At 64.8% G+C, this 19,894-nt stretch carries 17 protein-coding genes and 1 pseudogene; 12 read left to right on the forward strand and 6 right to left on the reverse strand.

Annotated features, from left to right (window positions below):
* The first annotated feature begins 187 nt into the window (after positions 1–187).
* Positions 188–1,459 carry a M20/M25/M40 family metallo-hydrolase gene (locus HD883_RS02540; protein WP_179587973.1) on the forward strand — a complete coding sequence of 424 codons (1,272 nt, stop codon included), beginning with the start codon at positions 188–190 and terminating at the stop codon, positions 1,457–1,459.
* Positions 1,460–1,609: 150 nt separating this feature from the next.
* Positions 1,610–3,814 carry an OsmC domain/YcaO domain-containing protein gene (locus HD883_RS02545; RefSeq protein ID WP_179587972.1) on the forward strand — a complete coding sequence of 735 codons (2,205 nt, stop codon included), beginning with the start codon at positions 1,610–1,612 and terminating at the stop codon, positions 3,812–3,814.
* An 85-nt stretch (positions 3,815–3,899) separates the two neighbouring features.
* Here HD883_RS02545 and HD883_RS02550 read toward each other — a convergent pair whose 3' ends face one another.
* Complete coding sequence (locus HD883_RS02550) at positions 3,900–4,508, reverse strand: TetR/AcrR family transcriptional regulator (RefSeq protein WP_179587971.1); 609 nt, start codon at positions 4,506–4,508, stop codon at positions 3,900–3,902.
* 136 nt (positions 4,509–4,644) lie between these two features.
* Here HD883_RS02550 and HD883_RS02555 point away from each other — a divergent pair, with 136 nt between their 5' ends.
* The gene (locus tag HD883_RS02555) at positions 4,645–5,571 is read left to right on the forward strand and encodes a LysR substrate-binding domain-containing protein (protein WP_179587970.1); all 927 of its coding nucleotides are present in this window, start codon (positions 4,645–4,647) and stop codon (positions 5,569–5,571) included.
* Positions 5,572–5,657: 86 nt separating this feature from the next.
* Positions 5,658–6,635, forward strand: coding sequence for a Bug family tripartite tricarboxylate transporter substrate binding protein (locus HD883_RS02560; protein WP_373563297.1), 978 nt, complete (start codon positions 5,658–5,660; stop codon positions 6,633–6,635).
* 14 nt (positions 6,636–6,649) lie between these two features.
* Here HD883_RS02560 and HD883_RS28075 read toward each other — a convergent pair.
* Together HD883_RS28075 and HD883_RS28080 are read right to left on the reverse strand one after the other, a co-directional pair.
* A pseudogene (locus HD883_RS28075) lies at positions 6,650–6,889 on the reverse strand (response regulator); the annotation flags it as partial.
* The gene (locus HD883_RS28080) at positions 6,862–7,488 is read right to left on the reverse strand and encodes a PAS domain-containing protein (protein ID WP_444964399.1); all 627 of its coding nucleotides are present in this window, start codon (positions 7,486–7,488) and stop codon (positions 6,862–6,864) included. The pseudogene HD883_RS28075 and the gene HD883_RS28080, both read right to left, overlap by 28 nt.
* Here HD883_RS28080 and HD883_RS02570 point away from each other — a divergent pair.
* Entirely contained in the window at positions 7,405–8,559 is a 1,155-nt protein-coding gene (locus tag HD883_RS02570; protein ID WP_179587969.1) for a GGDEF domain-containing protein, read from the forward strand. The two genes, HD883_RS28080 and HD883_RS02570, sit on opposite strands and share 84 nt — an antisense overlap.
* 36 nt (positions 8,560–8,595) lie before the next feature.
* On the opposite strand, the gene HD883_RS02575 is transcribed toward HD883_RS02570, so the two are convergent.
* Genes HD883_RS02575 through HD883_RS02585 form a run of 3 tightly spaced genes read right to left on the reverse strand, consistent with a single transcriptional unit; the run spans position 8,596 to position 12,074 of the window.
* On the reverse strand, positions 8,596–9,771 hold the full coding sequence (locus tag HD883_RS02575) for an NADH:flavin oxidoreductase/NADH oxidase (protein WP_179587968.1): 1,176 nt from the start codon (positions 9,769–9,771) through the stop codon (positions 8,596–8,598).
* 46 nt (positions 9,772–9,817) lie between these two features.
* The gene (locus tag HD883_RS02580) at positions 9,818–10,504 is read right to left on the reverse strand and encodes a GntR family transcriptional regulator (protein WP_179587967.1); all 687 of its coding nucleotides are present in this window, start codon (positions 10,502–10,504) and stop codon (positions 9,818–9,820) included.
* A 31-nt stretch (positions 10,505–10,535) separates the two neighbouring features.
* On the reverse strand, positions 10,536–12,074 hold the full coding sequence (locus HD883_RS02585) for an amidohydrolase family protein (protein ID WP_179587966.1): 1,539 nt from the start codon (positions 12,072–12,074) through the stop codon (positions 10,536–10,538).
* 374 nt (positions 12,075–12,448) lie between these two features.
* Here HD883_RS02585 and HD883_RS02590 point away from each other — a divergent pair, with 374 nt between their 5' ends.
* The 7 genes from HD883_RS02590 (at position 12,449) to HD883_RS02620 (ending at position 19,862) form a co-directional block, all read left to right on the forward strand.
* On the forward strand, positions 12,449–13,429 hold the full coding sequence (locus tag HD883_RS02590; RefSeq protein WP_179587965.1) for an ABC transporter substrate-binding protein: 981 nt from the start codon (positions 12,449–12,451) through the stop codon (positions 13,427–13,429).
* A 17-nt stretch (positions 13,430–13,446) separates the two neighbouring features.
* Positions 13,447–14,355, forward strand: coding sequence for an ABC transporter permease (locus tag HD883_RS02595; protein WP_218863275.1), 909 nt, complete (start codon positions 13,447–13,449; stop codon positions 14,353–14,355).
* The gene (locus HD883_RS02600; protein WP_179587964.1) at positions 14,352–15,182 is read left to right on the forward strand and encodes an ABC transporter ATP-binding protein; all 831 of its coding nucleotides are present in this window, start codon (positions 14,352–14,354) and stop codon (positions 15,180–15,182) included. The genes HD883_RS02595 and HD883_RS02600 overlap by 4 nt, the downstream gene beginning before the upstream one ends.
* 3 nt (positions 15,183–15,185) lie before the next feature.
* Positions 15,186–15,929: an ABC transporter permease gene (locus HD883_RS02605; protein ID WP_179587963.1), complete on the forward strand. Its 744-nt coding sequence runs from the start codon at positions 15,186–15,188 to the stop codon at positions 15,927–15,929.
* 75 nt (positions 15,930–16,004) lie between these two features.
* On the forward strand, positions 16,005–17,006 hold the full coding sequence (locus HD883_RS02610) for an FAD binding domain-containing protein (RefSeq protein ID WP_179587962.1): 1,002 nt from the start codon (positions 16,005–16,007) through the stop codon (positions 17,004–17,006).
* On the forward strand, positions 17,003–17,521 hold the full coding sequence (locus HD883_RS02615) for a (2Fe-2S)-binding protein (protein WP_179587961.1): 519 nt from the start codon (positions 17,003–17,005) through the stop codon (positions 17,519–17,521). The genes HD883_RS02610 and HD883_RS02615 overlap by 4 nt, the downstream gene beginning before the upstream one ends.
* Positions 17,514–19,862: a xanthine dehydrogenase family protein molybdopterin-binding subunit gene (locus HD883_RS02620; protein ID WP_179587960.1), complete on the forward strand. Its 2,349-nt coding sequence runs from the start codon at positions 17,514–17,516 to the stop codon at positions 19,860–19,862. The genes HD883_RS02615 and HD883_RS02620 overlap by 8 nt, the downstream gene beginning before the upstream one ends.
* The last annotated feature ends 32 nt before the right edge of the window (positions 19,863–19,894 follow it).

The following is a 19,894-nucleotide window of genomic DNA, read 5'->3' on the forward strand; positions in this document are numbered from 1 at the left end:
CCGGACCGTGTTGAGGTCAGCTTACCTGAACGCACACCGGGGCGGCCGACACGGGGCATGGCGCTGCGATGCGCCCGGCGGCCAGACGCGATCCGCACGTTGGTGTATACCTTGGACCGCGGGATGTCGCGCGGGTTTCGCCCGACACACCTCGTCGCACTTCACTTGAACACGCAGGAGCTTACCCATGCATTTCCCCTTCCGAACGCTGGCCGCCCATCTGGCCGCCGCCGGTTTCGTTGCCATCACCGGCAACGCCATCGCCGCCCCCCAAGCCGACATCCACACGCTGGCGCAGCAGCATCAACAGCCGTATCTGGACACGCTGCGGGACCTGGTCCACATCGAATCGGGCAGCAAGGATATCGAAGGCACCGAGAAAATCGCCAATTACGTGGCCGGCAAGCTGCGCGAGCAGGGCGGCAAGGTCGAGATCATCCAGCCCACGGACATCTACAAACTGGGCGATACACCGGACAAGATCGGCCCGATGGTCCACGCCGAGTTCAAGGGCAAGGGCAAGAGCCGCATCATGCTGATCGCCCACATGGACACGGTCTACCTGCGCGGCATGCTGAAAGACCAGCCGTTCCGTGTCGATGGCGACCGCGCCTATGGCCTGGGCATTGCCGACGACAAGCAGGGCGTGGCCTTGATCCTGCATACCGTGGCCCTGTTGCGGCAGATGAAGTTCGACAACTACGGCACGTTGACGGTGCTGATGAATAGCGACGAAGAGATCAGCTCGCCCGGTGCGCGCAGCACCATGACGCGTTTGGGTGCGGAGCAGGACGCGGTGTTTTCGTTCGAAGGCGGCGGTCCGGACGGCGGCGTGCGGCTGGCCACGAGCGGCATCGGCGCAGCCTTGCTGAAAGTGGAAGGCAAGGCATCGCACGCGGGCGCCCGGCCCGAAGATGGCGTGAATGCGCTGTACGAGCTGTCGCACCAGTTGCTGCAGATGAAGGACCTGTCCAAGCCCGATACCGGCCTCAAGCTCAATTGGACCGTGGCGACCGCGGGCACCAATCGCAATGTGATCCCTGCCGAAGCCACGGCGCAGGCCGATGCCCGCGCCCTGCGCGTGGCGGACTTCACGGAGCTGGAGCAAGCCATGCAGGCCAAGGTGGGCAACAAGTTGCTGGACGCAAGCAAGGTGCAGCTGAATTTTGAAGTGCGCCGGCCGCCTCTGGAAGCAAACGACACGTCGCGTCGCCTGGCCAAGCAGATGCAGGACATCTACAGCCAGGACCTGGGCATGAAGATGACCGTAGCCGAGAAGGCGACCGGTGGCGGCACCGATGCCGCCTTCGCCGCTCTTAAAGCGCGTGGTGGCGTGATTGAAGGCATGGGTCTGACCGGCCACGGCGCGCATTCGAATGATGCGGAATACGTGCAGGTGGGTACGATCGTGCCGCGGCTGTATCTGGTGACGCGCATGATTCGGGATATGTCGAAGTAAGGCGGGTCCCCCCGCTTTACCGTCTACACTAGGCGCCCCCGGGGCATCCCCGGGGTACGGCTGACAACGCTGCTGCGACATTCAGACTCGATACGCCTGCGCCCGCTTTACGCGGCCAAGCCCACTTCGCCACCTCATTCAGGCATTCCCATGGAAATCAAAGTCAACTTCCTCGAAAAGCTACGTCTCGAAGCCAAGTTCGACGATTTCACCGTGGTGGCGGATCAGCCTATCCGGTACAAGGGCGACGGGTCGGCGCCGGGGCCGTTCGATTATTTCCTGGCGTCGTCCGCCTTGTGCGCGGCGTATTTCGTAAAGCTGTACTGCGTGACGCGGAATATCCCGACCGAGAATATCCGGCTGTCGCAGAACAATATCGTGGACCCGGAAAATCGCTACAAGCAGATTTTCAAGATCCAGGTGGAACTGCCGTCGGATATTCCGGAAGTCGATCGCCGGGGCATTTTGCGGTCGATCGAACGGTGCACGGTCAAGAAGGTGGTGCAGGAAGGGCCGGACTTTGTCATTGAAGAAGTCGAGAATCTGGACGCGGACGCGCAGTCGCTGCTGACCGTCAAGCCGGATGCCGACGCCGCCACCTTCATTGCGGGCAAGGACCTGCCGCTTGAGCAGACCATCGCCAATATGACGGGCATTCTGGCGGACCTGGGCATCAAGATCGAAATCGCCTCGTGGCGCAATCTGGTCCCGAATGTGTGGTCGCTGCACATTCGCGATGCGCATTCGCCCATGTGTTTTACCAACGGCAAGGGGGCGACCAAGGAAAGCGCGCTGGCGTCGGCGTTGGGCGAATATATCGAGCGGCTAAACAACAATCACTTTTACGCGGGCGTGTTCTGGGGCGAGGACATTGCCGATGCGCCATTCGTGCATTACCCGAATGAACGCTGGTTCAAGCCCGGCCGCAAGGACGCGCTGCCGGCGGGCTTGCTGGATCCGTATTGCATCGAGATCTACAACCCCGACGGCGAGTTGAAGGCATCGCACCTGGTCGATACCAATTCGGGCAATACGAAGCGCGGCATTTGCGCCTTGCCTTTCGTTCGCCAGTCGGACCAGGAGGTCGTGTATTTCCCGTCCAACCTGGTTGAGAACCTGTATGTCAGCAATGGCATGAGCGCGGGCAATACGCTGGTCGAAGCGCAGGTGCAGTGCTTGTCCGAAATCTTCGAGCGCGCGGTCAAGCGGGAAATTCTGGAAGGGGAGCTGGCCTTGCCTGACGTTCCCGCGGACGTACTGGCCAAGTACCCGGGCATCCTGGCTGGCATCCAGAGCCTGGAAGCGCAGGGCTTTCCAGTGCTGGTCAAGGATGCGTCGATGGGCGGGATCTATCCCGTGATGTGCGTGACGTTGATGAACCCGAAGACGGGGGGCGTCTTTGCGTCGTTTGGTGCACACCCCAGCCTTGAAGTAGCGCTGGAACGGAGCCTGACGGAGCTGCTGCAGGGCCGCAGTTTTGAAGGCCTGAATGACCTGCCGGCGCCTACCTTCAACAGCGAAGAGGTGACCGAATCCCATAACTTCGTTGAACATTTCATCGATTCGAGCGGCCTGGTGTCGTGGCGCTTTTTCAGCAGCAAGGCCGACTTTGAATTCGTTGAATGGGATTTCTCGGGCCAGGGCGACCATTCCAACGCGCAGGAAGCGGCGGCGCTGTTCGGCATTCTGGCGGACATGGGCAAGGAAGCCTATGTGGCCGTGCATGACCAGCTGGGCGCAATGGCCTGCCGCATCCTGGTGCCGGGCTATTCCGAGATCTATCCGGTGGACGATCTGGTGTGGGACAACACGAACAAGGCGCTGCTGTTCCGCGAAGACATCCTGAATCTGCATCGCCTGGATGACGCGGCGTTGACGGACCTGCTGGAGCGGCTGGAAACCAACGAGCTGGATGACTATTCGGACATCGCCACCTTGATCGGGATCGAGTTCGACGAGAACACGGAATGGGGTCAGCTGACAGTGCTGGAACTGAAGCTGCTGATCAACCTGGCCTTGCAGCAATTCGATGCTGCGCAGGAAGGCGTGGGCGCCTTCCTCCAGTACAACGACAACACGGTCGATCGCCGGCTGTTCTATCAGGCGCTGAATGCGGTGCTGGAAATCGTGCTCGACGACGACCTTGCGCTGGATGACTACGTCGTCAACTTCCGCCGGATGTTTGGCAATGACCGGATGGACGCGGTGCTGGGGTCGGTGGACGGGTCCGTGCGCTTCCACGGCCTGACGCCCACCAGCATGAAACTGGAAGGCCTGGACCGGCATCACCGGTTGATCGACAGCTTCCGAAAGTTGCACACCGCGCGGGCGCGGGCTGCGGCCGTCACGCGATAGGCAGGGGATCCCGCAGCGGGATCCTTCACTGCGTTTTCACCGCGTCTTCACCGCGTCCATGGCCGCGCGCTTCGCGCGGTCGATCCTACTTGCTGCGTTTGACCATGCTCAGGATCACCTGCAGCAGCTCCTCGCACGCGTCGCTGTCGGCGATCTCGCCATCCGCCGCGGCTTCCGACAGCGCATCGGCCGCGCCCATCATGGCCCACAGGCTGGCGCCCGATACGCCCGCCGGTCCGGTGAACGGCGCAAGGATCCCGGCGCACATGTCCATGAAGGCATGCTGATATTCCCGTTTGACGGCCGTCAATTCCGGCGAGCCGTTCAACGACGCAATCACGCCTGACATCTCCCGCCCTTGCGACACCACGCAGCTCACATAGCTGGATGCAATCACGCGCGCCTTCTCCTGCAAGGTGGGCCTGGCCTTGTCGATGGCGTCGGCGAACAGGGCGGTCTGGCGCGCATCGTAGTCCTGGTACAGCGCGACCAGCAGGCCGTTGCGGGTGCCGAAATGGTCGTAGACAATGGGCTTGCTCACGCCCGCAGCGTCCGCCAGCCGGCCCAGCGTCAGCGCGTCGGTGCCTTCGTCGCCGATCAACGCCCACGCCGTGTCAAGCAACTGGCGGGTACGCGCGGCGCGGGGCATGCGCCGCTTGGGCGATTCGGCGGGGGAAGCAGGGGAGGCGGTCATGCCGGAAGTTTACCGGCTTGGCAGCGACAGAGCGGTGGCAACGCGCCGGCCAATCGCTTCCTGGCAATGCCGGCGGCGTCCACACGATGGGAAACCGGACTACCATGACGCGCTTGTCTTCCCACCAAGGTCATTCGTGGAACTTCGCCAACTCCGGTACTTCGTCAAGGTTTGTGAACTGCGCAGCATGGGCCGCGCGGCGATCGAGCTGGGCGTGGTGACGTCTGCGCTCAGTCAGCAGATCAGCCGGCTCGAAGGCGAGCTGTCGACGCGCCTGTTGCAGCGCGCCAGCACCGGCGTCACGCCGACCGATGCCGGGGTGGCATTTCTTCAGCAGGCGCAGCTGACCTTGCGGCATGCCGACGAGGCCGTGCGCGCGGCGCAGCAGGCCCGGCTGTCGGGCCACGTCAGTGTGGGCCTGGCTCCCACCACGGCGTCGGTGCTCGGCATGCCCTTGATGCAGGCGATGCGGGAACGCTATCCGGACATCCGGCTGCACCTGGTCGAGTCGCTGTCGGGCAACCTGGGCAGCATGCTGCAGGCGCGCCAGCTGGACTTGGCCGTGCTGTTCGAGACGGCGACACCGCGCCGTTGGAGCATTGAACCGCTGCTGGACGAAAAGCTGTTCCTGATCGCCGCCAAGTCTTTGCCCCAGCGGCCGGAAGGGGCGCGGGTGCGCCTGTCGCAGCTTGCCGGCGTGCCGTTGATCATGCCCAGCCAGGGGCACGGGCTGCGCGCGTCGCTGACCACGGCGTTTGCCCGCGCGCGGATCGAGCCCAGGGTAGTGGCCGAGATCGATGGCCTGGCGCTGCTGATGGATGCGGTGCGCGCAGGCCTGGGCGCCACGATCCAGCCGGGCGCCGCGGTGGCGCGGCAGCCGGCGGATCACGTGGTGAGCTGTCAGATCAGCGACGCGCATGTCAGCCGTCGCAATGTGTTGGTCAGCCTGTCGGACGACGAACTGTCGCCGGCCGCCCTGGCCACACGCGTGGTGATTGCCGACATCGCCCGCACGCTGGTTCGCGACGGCTTGTGGGCCGGCGCCCGTCTTCTCAAAAACTGAACACCTGTTGCCCGATACGGGCTGTCGTCCCGCTGCCGGGCTGCCTACAGTCTCCTGCTTTCAAAAGAACACATCAGGAGACGACCGTGCCCACATTCCCTTCCTTGCCCGTGGTGGCCCTGGCCGCAGCAGCATGCTGTACGGCCGCATCTGCCTATGCGCAGGACTTTCCGCCCGCCAAGCCGGTAACGATGGTGGTGGGATTCGCGCCCGGCGGCGCAGCGGATGCCGCCGCCCGGCTGATCGCCCGCAAGCTGGGCGACAACATCGGCCAGACCGTGATCGTGGAAAACAAGGCGGGCGCCGGCGGCAACATCGCGCATCAGCTGGTGGCAAGTGGCCCGGCCGATGGTTCGGTATTGCTGTTTGGATCGATCGGCCCGTTGACGATCGCGCCGCATGTCATGAAGGTGACGTACGACCCGTTCAAGGACCTGACGGCCGTGTCGGGCGGCGTCAATTTCCCCAACGTGCTGGTCGTGCACAAGGAACTGGGCGTCAAGAACCTGGCGGAATTCGTTGCGCTGGCCAAGAAGAAGCCGAGCAGTGTGGAGTTTGCATCGACCGGGGCGGGGTCAGCCTCGCATCTGGCCGGCGAACTGTTCAACCAGCGCGCCGGGATCGAGATGGTGCACGTGCCCTACAAGGGCGGCGCGCCAGCCCTGCAGGACTTGCTGGGCGGACGCATTGCGTCGTACTTTTCGGCGCCACCCACCGCCATGCCGCATATCGAAACCGGCAGGCTGATTCCTCTGGCCACGACCGGCCTGGTGCGCCCAGCGTATCTGCCTGACATTCCAACGGTGGCTGAATCCGGCTATCCGGGGTTTGAAGCCTTGAACTGGTATGCCTTCGTTGCGCCATCGAAAACACCGGCGGCCATGCTGGATCGCTGGAACCAGGAAATCGTCAAGGTGCTGAATGACCCGGGTGTGAAGCAATCGCTGAACCAGCATGGCCTGACGCCACAGCCCACCACGCGTGCCGAGCTGACGGCCTTCATGAAAAAAGAAGATGCGAAGTGGGGCGCCATCGTCAAGGAACGGAAGATCACCGCTGACTGAACGAACGTCAGTCTTCAACGCATCAACAATTCCTGCACCCGTGCAATCAGCGCGTCGACCGAGAAGGGCTTGGTCAGCACCTGCATGCCGGGCTGCAGTTGCCCGTTGCCGATCGCGGCATTGGCGGCATAGCCAGTGATGAAGAGCGTTTTCAACCCGGCCCGCAACTCCCGGCCCGCGTCGGCCATCTGCCTGCCGTTCATGCCGCCGGGCAGGCCGACGTCGGTCACCAGCAGATCGATGACCGCGTCCGAGGGCGCCGTCGCCATGGGCTGCGCGGTGTCGGCATCGCCCACATGGCGAGGAAGATAGATGCACACGCTCGTGCCCAGGCGGAGGTTTCGATGGTGATGCGTCCGCCATCGGGCATGGCATCCCTGGCGCGATCCCGTTCATCGGCAAGCGTGCGGCGTTCTTCGACATCGATCAGCACGCCTGGAAAGCTCTGGGGCGTGCCATCGGGCGACTGGTCGACGCGGCCATTGGCTTCGATCCAGTAATACTTGCCGTCGGTGCGCCTGACGCGATATTGATGCGCAGAGGCGCCCCCGCGTTTGAGGGCATCGTTGACAGCGGCAATCATGCCGTCGCGGTCGTCGCGCCGGTCCTCGGGGGTGGGTGCAGCGGAAATGGCGGCCTCACTGACATCGTGGTCTCGTCGGATTCTATCGCCGCCGCAGCGCCCGGACCGATACAAGACGTGGCGGTCGAGCAAGCGCCATTTGACCGGTAGAATGCGCCGCTGCGCCCTCTTGCATGTGCATGCTCCATGGATCTCCTCACCCTCTGGTACCTGACGATAGGCACGCTGCTGGTGGCGGCTGCCATGACGCTGTGGGAGCGTCACACCCATGCCGCGCGCGGGCGGGAACTGCGCGTCTGGTCCATCGCCTATCTGGCGCTGGCCGCCGGATGCGCGTTGGCCGTCAATCGCCAGCATTTCCCCGGTGTGGCGGGCTATGCGCTGACCAATGTCGTGATCATGCTTGGTTACCTGCTGGTGCTGCAGGGGGCGCTCATCCTTGACGGCAGGAAGCTGCGCTACGGGGTCATGATGGGTCTGCTGCTGGCGCTGGGCGCTGCCTGGTTTGCTGCAGGGATGAGCTTGCGGACAAGCTTCTGGAACCACATCAGCGCGGCGCCGATTTCCATGACCTGCGGGGCGGCCGCCTGGGTGCTGTACCGCGCGCGCGCCACGCGGCACTTCCGGTCGCGCCCCATCGCGGTCAGCGTGCTGGCCTGCCACAGCGTGTTCTACGCGGGCCGTGCCCTGGTGCTGCCCGTCCTGGCAGCCGTTTATGGCGCGGACATCGTGGCCGTGGCAGCCAAGGTCACCATGTACGAAGCGGTGCTCTTCAGTGTGGCCATGCCCACGTCCTTGCTGGCGATCGTGCGTGAAGAAGACCGCGAACGCCTGCTGATGGCGTCTCAGACGGATTACCTGACCGGCCTGGCCAACCGCCAAGGCTTCTTTGAAAGGGGACCCCGGCTGTTGAGCCAGGCGCCCCACGGCACGCCGCATGCCTTGCTGGCGTTCGACCTGGACCACTTCAAGCGCATCAATGATGAGCATGGGCACGATGCGGGCGACACGGTGCTGAAGCTGTTCGCCGCTGTTGCGCGCGAGTGCGCGGGGACGGGCGCGCTCAGCACCCGGCTGGGCGGTGAAGAGTTCGCGGTGTTGTTGCCGAGCGCAACGATCGCCCACGCGCAGGGGGTGGCCCGGCAGATCGCGGCGGAGTTTGCCGGCCGCACGGCGGCAGTGGACGGCCTGAAGACGCCGGTCACCGTCAGCGTCGGGATCGCGGCGCAGATGTCGCCTGCGATGGATCTGCCGCGCTTGCTGGCCAGGGCGGACCGCGCCCTGTACCAGGCCAAGCGGGAAGGGCGGAACCGGATCGAAATGGCGGCCGAGACCGCCTGACGCCGCGGGTCAGCGCGACACCACGCCTTGCTACCCTTATCGCGCCGCGTCTCCCGCAGTCAGCGCCAGCGTTTCTTCGCGCTTCTGCAGCCACCACGCATAGCTGCGCGGAAGCAGCGTATGCGGATCGGGCACGCCCAGCTTGGCCGCGGCGTGCACGGGCCAGTTCGGATCCCACATGAATTCGCGGGCCAGGGCCACGAAGTCGCAGTCGCCGGCTTTCAGATAGCCCTCGGCCTGCTCGGCTTCACGAATCAGGCCAACGGCCATGGTCGGGATACCCGTCTCTTCGCGGATGCGTTTCGCAAAGGGCACGTGATAGCCCGGCACGCGCGGAACGACGTGCAGCGTCAGGGGGCCATCGATGCCGCCCGACGAGCAGTCGAATACATCCACGCCCCGTTCCTTCAACGCCGCTGCCAGGACGATGGTGTCTTCCAGGCTCCACGCGCCGCCCCGGCCATCCACGCAAGACCCGCGAAAGAACAGCGGCCGGTCCGCGGGCCAGGCCGCGCGCACGGCTTCGATCAGCTCCAGGCCGAAGCGCATGCGGCCTTCCATGTCGCCGCCGTAAGCGTCCGTACGCTTGTTGGTGATGGGGGACAGGAACTGCTGGATGATGTAGCCGTGGGCGCCATGGATTTCGACGATGTCGAAGCCCGCGTCGAGCGACCGTTTGGCCGCATCCACATGGGCCTGGATCACATACTTGATGTCGTCGCGATCCATTTCCTTGGGCGCCATTGCGCCTTCCTTGAATGGAATCGGGCTGGGGGCCAGGCCCGACCAGGGCGGACGGCCATTGGCGGCATCGGCGGGGCCCAATGGCGCGAAGCCGTCCCAGGGCGCGCGGGTCGCGACCTTGCGGCCGGCATGTCCAAGCTGGATGGCCGAGGCGGCGCCCTGCGTGCGAATGAAGTCGGTGACGCGCTTCCACGCCTTGGCCTGCGCATCGGTATAGATGCCGGGGCAGTCATAGGTCTTGCGTGAACGCTCGGAGACGGAGGTCTCTTCGCAAAACACGATGCCCGCGCCGCCCGAGGCGAACTTGCCGAGATGGACAAGATGCCAGTCGGTCGGGGCGCCGTCGACGGCGCTGTACTGCGACATGGGCGAGACGACGATGCGGTTCTTGACGGTCAGGCCGCGAAGCGTCTTGGGCTGGAACATCACCGGCAGCGCGGCAACGTCTTTCTGAGGGGTATCGGTCATAAAGGATTCGCGTGGGGTTGGCTTGGGCCGAACGAGAGGAGGGCGTTCAGCGCTTGAGCAGACGAGAGAGGACGTTGCTCAGTGTGGCTTCGATGTGCACGGCCATGGCCGTGCGGGCACGCGCGGCATCGCCGGCGCCCAGGGCGTCAAGCAGGTCCAGGTGCTGCGCGACCGATGCCTGAAAGTCCTGCGGCGTGGGCGGTGTGGCGAACAGCATGGACTTGCGTCGCAGGTCTTCGATCAACCTGGCCAGGGTGTCGTTGCCGCACGCGGCGCAGACGGCGCGATGCAATTCCAGGTCGAGCGTGACGCGTTCATGGTTGTCGGGATGCTCGGCCTGCGCCAGCGCCGTCAATCGGACACGCAGGCTGTCGAGCACGCCCGCGTCCATGGCGCCGGCAGCCAGCCCGGCCGCTTCGGCTTCGAGCACCTTGCGGATCTTGAGCAGATCCAGGAATTCTTCCAGCGTGATGCGGCGCACTTCGAGCACACCGCGGCTGCGCAAGATGAAGCCTTCACCTTCCAGCCGGCGCAGGGCTTCGCGCAGCGGCGTGCGCGATACGCCGAGCTGCAACGACAATTGGCGTTCCGAAATCGGGCGGCCCAGCGGAATTTCGTGCTTGAGCACCATGTCGTGCAGTTGCGCATGCACTCGCGCCACCAGCCCGCCGGGCTCGAAAGATGAGTCGGTGTCGTCTTCCAACGGCGCCGGCTCCTGGACCAGAAAGGTCATGTTCACATCCTTGGTTTCAAGCCTGCGATCCTCATCGCAGGCGGGGCAGACGTTCGATACCGACGTCTGCCGCATCCATCTTCTCTTGGGCTTCGTCCAACCACGGCTGTAGTGTAGCGACCCGTTTCGTGATGGCGTCGAAGTCCTTCCTGAAGGTCGGCATGATGGCTTCGACCTCTTCGAACACAGCCGCCTCGTCCACCGACACCACGCGCCGATCGCGCACCACCCAGTTGCCATCGACCATCACATGCCGCACGGCGCGGCCGCCCTCGATGTTGACGAGCTGGCGCGCCACGCTGTTCAGCGGCACGAAGCTGGGGTCCGCCAGATCCAGGATCGACAGGTCGGCCTTGTAGCCCGGCGCAATCCGGCCGATCAGATGACCGAGCCGCGCGCCTTCCGCGCCGCCCTCGGTCGCGGCCTTCAGGGCTTCCATGGCAGGCGGGGGGCCCTTGCGCAGATCGCTGACCACGGCCAGCAACGAGAACAGCTTCATGGCGGCGTACATGTTCTGCGCGTCGGAACAGCTGCAGTTGTCGCAGCCCAGGCCGATGCGCACACCGGCGCGCATCAAGGATTTGATCGGCGGCAGGCCACACTGCATCTTCAGGTTGCCTTGCGGATTCAGTACGGTGCCCGCGCCGGTCTCGGCCAGGATTTCGATTTCATCAGGGGCCAGCCACACGCTGTGCGCAAAGTTCATTTGCGGACCCAGGCAGCCTTCGGCATGCAGGCGCCGGATCAACGATCCGCCGTATTGGCCCAGCTCCTGGCGCGCGGTCAGGGCCATGCCCTTGGACTCGTAGATGTGCGAGTACACCGGCAGGTCGTACCGCTTGGCCATGTCCATCGTCCGCGCCATCAGGGCGGTCGTGCAACGTTCCGGAGATGACGGCCCCAGCGCCCAATGCCGCCGCGAATGGGTCGGCCCTTTCAGGCAGTTCTGCTCGAAGTAATCGAGCAGGTCGAATTTCTTTTCGGGCTCGGCGGCGCTCGAAAGCAGGTGATGGTATTCGGGCGGAAACACGTCCTTCCAGAACGGAACGGTATCCAGGCCCTTGCGATCCCCGTACTGCAAGGCAAAGACCACGCGGATCCCGACGTCTTCATACGCCTGAATGACGGTATCGAGGTGCTCGGGGTCGAAGGGATACAGCGTCAGCATGTCCTGCACGGTGGTCATGCCGGAACGCAGGCATTCCAGCGCGCCAAGCATCGTGCGCGCACGCAGTTCTTCTTTCGAGCGGGGCGGGTACTGGGCGGGCAGGGCATACAGGCGCCACTGTTCAAGCGGCACCTGTTCCAGCGTGCCCTTGGCCAGCACGTCATGCGAGTGGTAGTGGGCGTTGACGAAGCCGGGCAGGACAAGGTGGCCGCGTGCATCCAGCGTTTCGGGCGGGACCTGGCCCGGCCGCAGTCCGTAGGCTGGCGCGACGCCAAGAATCATGTCGTCCCGGATCGCAACGTCGGCCACTGCTGGCTGATGCCAATCCGTGTCCGGCGTCATGACGCGGGCGTTGGCGATCCAGAGGGTGGTGCCCTCGGGCAGCGGAGTCGATTGCGGCATCGCGAGTCCTTTTCCGGGCGGATCGCCCATCGGTCAACGTTTCGTATTCGAGTGGTATACCACTTTAATTATTTGGGGATGCAAATCGCATGCCACCAGGTTTGCCAGGGACAGCCAGACGTTTGAAATGCCATCGAACGAAAAATGCACCGAAATTCGACCTAAATGCCGCATAACTGTGCCTGAGGCGTCCACAACGGTGCAAGCCTATGCGCGGGTGGCCGCGCTTCAACTGGCGAGCCTATGGAAAACCATGAATGGCATGCATGTTGCATTACGTGACCATCATGCCGGTATACGTACGTAATACCAGCGCGGTCGCCGCACCACCTTGCCGCCCGGTCGCCGGGCCAACCATCCACACAGAGGTACGCATGAAGCTGCTGAATATCGTCGGGATCGCATTGGGTGTCGCGTTGACGGGGGGCGCGGCCCACGCGCAAAACGTTGGCAAGATCCGTATCGCCGAAGCCGATTCGTTTTCGGCCGAAGACCTTCCCCAGCTCATTGCCTATGCGCGCGCCAAGCAACGTGGTGTCGAGATCCAGGCGACGGCGCTGAAGTCGGATGACATCGCCTTCCAGTCCGTACTGAACGGGCAGATGGACATGGGCGTGGGTGATTCGTACGAGGCCATCAACAACCTGAAGGCGCCGATCCGCAACATCTATCAGATCCGCAAGCTGGCCTATGTGCCGGTGGTCGACAAGACCGTCTACCCGGACTGGAAGTCCTTGAACGGCCAGACCTTTGTCGTGCACTCGCGCGGATCGGGCACCGAGACGATGGCGCAGATCATGGAAAAGAAGTCGGGCATCAAGTTCGACAAGATCAGCTACGTGCCGGGGTCGGAAGTGCGCGTCGTGGCCATGCAGCGCGGCAACATCAAGGCGACCTACCTGGACCTGACCAGTTCCAAGGTCCTGATCGACAGCGATCCGAAACGCTTCGGCGCCTTGCCGGTGCAGGATCAGGACGCCAGCGATTCGACCTTCTATGTCAGCACCAAATTTGCTGAAGCCAATCCGCGCGCCGTCCAGATCCTGCTCGAAGAATTGCTGAAGGCTGCCAAGGCCACCGCAGCGGATCCGTCATGGCCCGCCGCGCAGCGCAAGGAACTGAAGCTGCTGCCTGACCTGGCCGACAAGGAAGTCGCCGAGATCACGCCGTACTTCACGCGTGCCGTGGCCGCCGGCATCTTCCCGGTTGATGGCGGTGGCAAGACGGCCGCGCAGGCCGACGTGGACTTCCTGTCGCTGGCCGGCAAGCTCAAGTCGGAAACGTCGGGCGGACTGGATGCCTACTGGGACTTCAAGCCGCTGGAAGCCGCCAGCAAAGCCGTCGGCGCCAAGTAAGACATCGAGTGGACACCATGCCGCACACTCTCGTTGCAGGCGCGCCCGGCGCGGCCGTGCACGCTGCCGGACCCGGCGCCGCCGTGGCGCCGTCCGCGGGCGCTGCGCTGGCTGCGTCGTCCACGCCGACCGCGTCCGCAACGGCGGCGCATGCCATGGGCTGGCGTCATCACGTGCCCTTGTTGTGGAAGCTGGCGTCGTTCGCGCTCTTTTTTGGACTGTGGGAAATTGCCGGCCGGATTCCGATCAGCCTGGCCTTCCCGCCGTTCTCGAAAGTGGCCGTTGCGATGTTCAACCTGCTGGCCAGCGGTGAACTCATCAAGGCCTACGCGAACACGTTGCCGCCGCTGATCGCCGGCCTGGTCATCACCGCCGTGGTGGGTGTGGTGTGCGGTATCGCCATGGGGTTGTCGCGACTGACCGAATGGGCGCTGTATCCGGCCATGGTCATCATGCAGACGGCGCCGATGGCCGCCATCATTCCGTTGATCACCTTTCTGTATGGCATTGGCATCACCGCCAAGATCATTGCGGTGGTCATTCTGTCGCTGCCCATGGTCACCATGAACTGCTACAGCGGCATCCGCCAGACCAACGCATCCTTGCTGGAAATGACCCGGTCCTTCATGGGAACGCGCCGCCAGCAGGTCACCAAGATCATCCTGCCGCATGCCAGCGGCATGATCTTCGCGGGACTGCGGCTGGGCATTTCGGGTGGCTTCATCGGCATCGTGCTGGCCGAATTGCTGATTACGCCAACCGGTATCGGCGACACCATCAGCTACTACCGGTCGGTGGCCAAGTACGCCGAAATGTTCGCCGCGATCGTGTCCATCATCGTGCTCGCCACGCTGGTGCTGACCGCCTTGCAACTCATCGAGCGCCGGGTATTCAAGGCGCTTGGACAGCAGCACACGCAGACATGACACAGACCTCCTTGCTTGCCACCGCGCCGGCCGCGTCATCCACGCCGGGCCAGCCGCCAGTCGCAGCGGCCGATCCGATCATCAAGTCGCTCGGCATCACGATGCGATACCCCAATGGCGTGCTCGCCCTAGAAAACGCGACGCTGGACATTCCCCGCGGGGAACTGGTGACCCTGCTGGGGCCCTCGGGCTGCGGCAAGACCACGCTGCTCAAGATCATTGCCGGGCTGATCACGCCGACGTCTGGCGAAATCCGCGTCAATGACAAGACGGTGTACGGCCCGGGTCCGGATCGCGCCTTCGTGTTCCAGGATTTCGCGTTGATGCCCTGGGCCACCGTGCTGCGCAATGTGGCGTTCGGCCTGGAACTGCGCGGCACGCCGCGCGCCGAACGGGAAGCCAGCGCCCGCCATTACATCCGCGAAGTCGGCCTGGCCGGCTTCGAAGACAAGTATCCCAACGAGCTGTCGGGCGGCATGCGTCAGCGTGCCGGCCTGGCCCGTGCCCTGACGGTCGACGCCGACGTGCTGCTGATGGACGAGCCGTTTTCGGCGATCGACGAACAGATGCGCCGCAAGCTGCAGGAAGACCTGTTGTCCTTGCTGCGAGTGGAAAAAAAGACCGTCATTTTCGTGACGCATTCGATCGAAGAAGCCGTGTACCTGTCGGACGAGATTGTCTTGTTGACCCGACATCCGGGCAAAGTCGTCAAGACCATCCGCCCCGGCCTGGACCGCAATGCCAGCCCCGATGAAATCCGCCGCGACCAGCGCTATCTGGATGCGGTCGACGACATCTGGTCCCAACTCAAACAGTACCTGGCCTGAGCCATGGCCAAACAGAAACCCGTTCTGCTGTCGCTGGTGGCCTGGGCGGTGCTGTGGGAACTGGCGGCGCGCTACGCGGCGTCCGACATGTTTCCGCCGCTGTCGCATGTCGTCACGACCGCCTTCAGCCTGGTCCAGCTGCAATCGTTCAAGGACGCGATCGTCATCACCGCCAGGGCATTCGCCACCGGCATGGCGCTGGCCATCGTGGTGGGCGTGCCGGTCGGCGCGCTGATGGGGCGATTCAAGCCGGTTGATCGCATCCTGAACGTGTGGGTCAACATCTTCATTGCCGCGCCCTTGACCGCCGTGGTGCCGGCCTTGATGCCCATTCTCGGCATCGGCGAAACCACCGTGGTGGCGACCGTGTTCCTGTTCGCGGTGTGGGTCATCATCATCGATACCCGGGAAGGCATGGTCGGCATCAATCGGTCCTTGCTGGAGATGGCGCGCAGCAACGGCGCGACGCGGTGGCAGATGTTTTCCAAGATCATGCTGCCGTCGGCCATGCCTGAAGTCATGACCGGCATCCGCCTGAGCGTCGTGCGCGGCATCAAGGGCGTGATCATCGGACAGATCGTTGTTGCCGTGGTCGGGCTCGGCGAACTGTTCGACACCTATCTGCATGGCTTCCAGATGGACCGCTTCTGGGCCTTGGTGATGATCGTGTTCCTGCTCGGCATGACGCTGATGGGGGCGGTGGGCCTGGTCGAACGCCGCTTGACGCGCCATGCCAAGGTGCGGTGACAGGATGGTGGGGCGTGACGTTGGCGGCTGGGTAACGCCGGCAGTCGGGAAGCCTGCAGTCGTGACGCCCGCGCCATGAAGCTCGCTCCTATCCACTATGTGCGGCCGCGCAGCGAAGCCGAGTTGCTCGATGCGCTTGCCCGATATGGCGCCGATGCCGCTGTGCTGTCGGGCGGGCAGAGCCTGATGCCGGAACTGGCGCTGCGGACGCGCGCCGTCAAGGTAGTGGTGGATATCAACCACTTGCCGGACGCCGGTGGGATTGCGCTGGGCCTGGCGGCGGATGACCCGTTGCAAACGGCGTCCTTGGGCGTCCATGCAGAGGCGTCGGCTCCGCGGCCCGGCGGATGGTTGCACATCGGGCCGCTGGTCCGTCATGGCGACCTGCTCAACCATCACCTGGTGCAACGGCACGCGCCGGGCTGGGCGGCGGCCGCCGCGCATATCGGCAATGTGGCGGTGCGCAACCGGGGCACGGTCTGCGGGTCGCTGGCGTATGCCGATCCGGGCGGCGAGCTTCCGCTGATCGCGGTGGCGTCGGGCGCGCGGGTTTGCCTGCGCGCATCGTCGGGCGTGCGCGAGGTGGCGGCCGAGTCGTTCTTTGCCGGTGCGTTCTGCACGGTGCGCCGTCCCGATGAATACATCGCTTGTGTCCGCGTACCAGTGGCCGGACCAGACAGTTTCCACTTCGTTGACGAGATTGCCCGACGGCCCACCGCGCCCGCCTTGGCGAGCATCGCATTGTCCGTTGATCCGATAATCGGTCAGGCACCGTCGGTGCGCATCGCCGTGGGCGGCGTGTCGGATCGGCCCCGGCTGCTGCCGGCGACCGGGGAGCGCATCTCGCATGCATTGCGTGGGATGACGGCAAGGCAGCGCGGCGAGGAGGGCGTGGGCGTTGCCCTTGATGTCGACGCCATCCGTGCAACCCTGCGCGCCGAGCTGACGCCGCTGGTCGAACGGGACGACGCCGCCTACCGCTTGCACTTGGCCGCCACGCTGACCCGTGCGGTGGCCAAGCTGCGCGCGTCCTTGGACCTTTCCCCAGCCATGCCGCATCCCGGCCCCCTGACATGACCGCCTCCGCCCTGATTGCCGACGAACCCACCTTGCGCCTGCGCTGCACCGTCAATGGCAAGCTTCGCTCGCATGACGTGCCGGTGCGCATGACGCTGGCCGATTATCTGCGTGACGTGCTGGGCCTGACCGGCACGCACCTGGGTTGTGAGCAAGGACAATGCGGCGCGTGCACCGTCCGCGCCGATGGCGCCGTGGTGCGCGCCTGCCTCATGCTGGCCGTGCAGGCCGAGGGCATGCGCATCGACACGATCGAAGGCCTGAACGCCAGCGGCGAGCTGGCCGATCTGCAAGACGCTTTCTTTCGGCACGCAGCCTTGCAGTGCGGCTTCTGCACGGCAGGCATGCTGCTCACCGCCGACGATGCGCTGCGCAGCGACCCTGCCATCACGCGCGACGGGGTGCGCGCGGCCTTGACCGGCAATCTTTGCCGGTGCACGGGCTATCACGCCATTGTGGATGCGGTGGTCGATACGGCCGGGCTGCGCCGCGGCGCTGGGGACGCCAATGCGTGAAGGCGAGGCACTCGGCCGCGGGCTGTCGTCGCCCCGCAACCGCCGCCTGCTGGCAGGCCGCGGCCGCTACGTGGCTGACCTGCCGTTTCCCACCAGCCTGCACGCCGCCTTCCTGCGCAGCCCGTGGGGCCACGCGCGCATCGTCCGCATCGACGTCGACGCAGCGCGCCACATGCCAGGCGTCGAAGCCGTCCTGACCGGCGCGGACATTGCCCCCATCTGCCAGGGCTATCGCGGCGCCACCGCCGCGTTCCCGGACCTGCAGGCACCCTTGCAACATCCGTTGGCGATCGATACCGCGCGATGGCACGGCGAACCCGTCGTGATGGTGATCGCCGACAGCCGCGCGCAAGCGGAAGATGCCTGCGCGCGCGTGGTGGTGGAGTGGGACGAACTGCCGGCACTGACCGACCCGCGGGCTGCACTGGCCGCGCCGCCCATGCATGCCGATCTGCCCAGCAATCTGGTGCTGCATCTGGACCAGCAGTCTGGCCAGCCTGATGCCGTGTTCGCCACCGCCGCGCATGTCGTCGCGTGCGACTTCGGCTTCAATCGGCATACCGGCGTTCCCTTGGAAACCCGCGGCCTGGTTGCCGAATTCGAGCCGAACGAACGACGATTGACGGTGCACCTGAGCCATCAGTGCCCGCACCAGATGCAAGAGGAATACGCGAATCTGCTCGGGTTGGACGCCCATCGGGTCCGCGTCATCTGCCCGGACGTGGGCGGCGCATTCGGCATCAAGCAGCAGCTCTATGGCGACGAACTGGCCGTGTGCGCCGCAGCAGTCCTGCTGGGGTGCACGGTGCGATTCATTGCGGATCGCAACGAGTCCATGCTGTCCGACATCCAGGCCCGGGAACACCGGGTCGCCGGCAAGCTGGCGGTGGATGCGCAGGGCAAGCTGCTGGCGTTCCAGGTGCAGGACCTGTACGCGATCGGGCCGTACTCGCAATATCCGCGATCCAGCCTGGGCGAGCCCCGCGCAATCATGGGCCTGTGCGGAGCACCGTATCGCTTCGACGCCTTCGCGGCATCCGCCGACATCGTCTTCCAGAACAAGGGTATGGCAGGGCATTACCGCGGCGTGGGCCACCCCCTGGCCTGCGCGGTGACCGAAGCCTTGATTGACGAGGCCGCCCGCGCCTGCGGCATCGACCCGATTGAAGTGCGCCGCCGCAACTTCCTGCAGCCGTCCGACTTCCCGTATGTGTCGCCCACGGGTACGCGCTTTGAACGACTGGCCTTCACGCAAAGCCTGGCCGCGCTGGAACAGGAAGTGGACCTTGCTGCCCTGCGCGCGTCGATCGCCGACGCCCGTGCGTCCGGCCGCATCCAGGGCCTCGGCATCGCCGCCTTCGTGGAACAGACGTCGCGCGGCCCGTGGTTCTACGGGCAGGGCGAACAGGCGGTATCCAGCCGCGACGGGTGCACGCTGCGCCTGGAACCGTCCGGTCACTTTCGCTGCATTTCCAGTGTGACCGAGCAGGGGCAGGGCACCGAGATGGGCGTGCGGCAGGTGGTCGCGCATGGCCTGGGTGTGGCGCCTGACCGCGTGGACGTGCTGACCGGAGACACCGCCATCACGTCGCACGGCGGCGGAACCTGGGGTTCCCGCGGCATGGCAATCGGCGGTCAGGCCGCCTACGACGCTGCCGTCCTGCTGCGTACAGAGATCCTGAAGCTGGCCGCGATCCTGCTCAAGACCCAGGCCGACATGCTTGACCTTTGCAACGATCAGATTGTGAACGTCAACGATGGCATGCCCCGCCTTGCCCTGCGTGCACTGGCTGAAGCCGCCCACTTCCGGCCTTACGAATTCAGCGGCATCCAGCCGCAACTGGCCACCAGCACCACCTACGGCCCGCTCAAGCAGCCCTTCCGGTGCGGCACCGGCATCCAGTTGTCGCACATCGAGGTCGATCCTGGCACCGGCCAGATCCGTCTGCTCCGCCATATCGTCGTCCACGAGGCAGGCCGAGTCGTCAATCCCGTGCTGGTTAACGAACAGGTTCGCGGCGGCGTCGCGCAAGGCCTGGGCGCCGCGTTGATGGAAGAGTGCGCCTACGATGCGCAAGGCCGTTCGCTTGCGTCGTCCCTGGCCAGCTACGACCTGCCCATGGCCGTCGATCTGCCCGACATTGAATTGATCCACGCCGACAGTCCCGCGTTCACGGATGACGGGCTCGGCATCGTCGGCGTTGGCGAAGCGGGAACCGTGGGTGCAGCGGCGGCTGTCATGAACGCGCTCAATGATGCGCTGGCGTCGATGGGCGCCGGCCGCGTCTTCACATTGCCCCTGACGCCCGAGCGCGTACTGCGCGCGATGGGTGCGCTTTAACGACCCAGCCTTAGCTGCAATACGAATATTTT

It is taken from the genome of Pigmentiphaga litoralis, from assembly GCF_013408655.1.
GTDB classification, from domain to species: domain Bacteria; phylum Pseudomonadota; class Gammaproteobacteria; order Burkholderiales; family Burkholderiaceae_B; genus Pigmentiphaga; species Pigmentiphaga litoralis_A.